At 67.0% G+C, this 1366-nt stretch carries 2 protein-coding genes; both read left to right on the top strand.

The window, feature by feature from the left end; all coding sequences use genetic code 11:
• Window positions 1–818, top strand: an 818-nt coding sequence (locus EOA36_RS35525; protein ID WP_145969517.1) for an ABC transporter permease, incomplete at its 5' end; no start/stop codon positions are given.
• Window positions 819–946: 128 nt separating this feature from the next.
• Window positions 947–1366, top strand: a 420-nt coding sequence (locus EOA36_RS35520; protein WP_145969516.1) for an enoyl-CoA hydratase/isomerase family protein, incomplete at its 3' end; no start/stop codon positions are given.

The following is a 1366-nucleotide window of genomic DNA, read 5'->3' as shown; positions in this document are numbered from 1 at the left end:
CGCTTGCCGTGTTCACGGTCATCGTCGGCGTCGGCCAGATGTTCGTCATCACGCTCGGGCCCGGCAATGTCGACCTGTCGCTGCCGGCCAATATCGGCCTGGCAAGCGCGGTTGCCATGAAGGTGATGGGCGGCAGCGATGCCATGATCGTGGTTGGATTGCTGGCGGCGCTCGCCTGTGGTGCCGCCATCGGCGCCATCAACTACCTGCTGATCTGGGCGCTGCGCATTCCGCCGATCATCGCCACGTTGTCGGCGAGCTTCATCATCCAGTCGGTCGACATCAGCTATGGGCGCGGGCTGCAGATCAAGCCGCCGCCGGGCTTCGCCGATTTCACCAACTGGCAGGTGCTGGGCATTCCGGTGCTGGCGATGCTCACCGTGCTGTTCACCATCGGCGCGGCCATCGCCTTGCAGCGCATGATCTATGGCCGCTCGGTGCTGGCGATCGGCCAGAACATCCGCGCCGCCTGGCTCGCCGGCGTCAATGTCGGCCGCATCCGCTTCCTCACCTACACGCTGTCGGGGGCGCTCGGCGGCATCGACGGCGCGCTGCTCGCCGGCTATTTCCGCGGCGCCAATGTCGATATCGGCAATGAATATTTGCTGGCTTCGATCGCGGTCGTCGTCATCGGCGGCACGTCGGTGGCCGGCGGCAAAGCCAATGTGCCCGGCGTCTGGGGCGCGGCGCTGTTCCTGGTGCTGCTGCTCACCATGCTCAACACATTCGGCGTCAGCGCCGGCGTGCGGCTTCTGCTTACCGGGCTGATCATCGTAGGGGTGATCACGGCGGCGGGCGGCGAGAAGGCGGTGCGCTGACGGCAACGTCGACGGCGCGACCGCGGCCTGTGGGGCCATCCATTGGACCAGTTCAACATCCGGTTCCCATTCGCGGCGCGGCCTAGTAAACCGGTCCGCGATCTCAGTCGGTCTCGGGAGGCCTCCGCTTGTCCAATTCTGTCAGTGTCGCGAACGAGGGTGGGGTCGCCATCGTCACCATCGACAATCCGCCGGTCAACGCACTGAGTTTTCACGTCCGCGAGCCGCTGCTGCAGGCGCTGGTCGCCCTGCGCGATGACGCATCGGTCTCGGCAATCGTCATCGCCTGCGCCGGTCGGACCTTCGTCGCCGGCGCCGACATCACCGAGTTCGGCAAGCCGGTGCAGCAGCCGGACCTGCGTGCCATCGTGGCGACGCTTGAAGCCATCGCCAAGCCGACGGTCGCCGCCATCCACGGCACCGCGCTCGGCGGCGGGCTGGAACTGGCGCTCGGCTGCCATTTCCGTGTTGCCGATCAAGGCGCGAAGCTCGGCCTTCCCGAGGTGAAGCTCGGCTTGTTGCCCGGCGGCGGCGGCACGGTGCGGCTA

The organism is Mesorhizobium sp. M8A.F.Ca.ET.021.01.1.1 (genome assembly GCF_003998025.1).
Classification (GTDB): Bacteria; Pseudomonadota; Alphaproteobacteria; order Rhizobiales; family Rhizobiaceae; genus Mesorhizobium.
This window is presented reverse-complemented; position numbering and strand designations above follow the sequence as displayed.